The sequence below is a fragment of the Oleiphilus sp. HI0132 genome (genome assembly GCF_001635845.1).
The window spans coordinates 1-616 of record NZ_LWGJ01000297.1 but is presented as its reverse complement, the minus strand read 5'-3'; the positions used below and the strand labels follow the sequence as shown (position 1 = coordinate 616).

1 protein-coding gene is annotated in these 616 nt (G+C 44.6%); it reads left to right on the top strand.

The annotated features are described in order from the left end of the window. A partial coding sequence (locus tag A3766_RS03605) for a DUF1365 domain-containing protein (protein WP_068641698.1) occupies nucleotides 1-616 on the top strand: 616 nt, incomplete at both ends.

Below are 616 nucleotides of genomic sequence, written 5' to 3'. Positions count from 1 at the left end.
GCGATGATTATTACTCACCCGAATCGGGCGATTTAAAACAAGCAGTCATTAATAAAGTGACGAACAATCTCACCGAACAAGGTTTATCTGCGCCGGAAATTGAACACGTCAGAATGCTGTGCCACGCCCGCTATTTCAATGCAGTCTTTAACCCTGTCACCTTCTACTACTGTTTTGACAAAGCTAACAAGCTGGTTTCTATTTTGGCTGAAATCACCAACACCCCATGGGGTGAACGGCATGCTTATGTGCTACCCGTAGGTCAATCGGGAGAGTATGGCTCGTATGCCCTGAAAGCACAAAAATATCACCACTATGAGTTTCCCAAAGTTTTTCATGTTTCGCCGTTCAACCCTATGGATATGACCTATCACTGGACCTTTGATGAGCCAAACCAAGGGCTAAGAGTGCATATGGATAACACCCAGCGCGACGAACAAAACGAAAAGCACTTTGACGCCACGTTAGTGATGGAGCGATACGATTTCACAAACTATTTAGCCAGCACACTGATCCGATTTCCGTTTATGACCGTAAGAGTAAGCATGGGGATATATTGGCAAGCGTTAAAGCTATGGCTAAAGCGCATACCATTTTACGATCACCCTAACTTAAG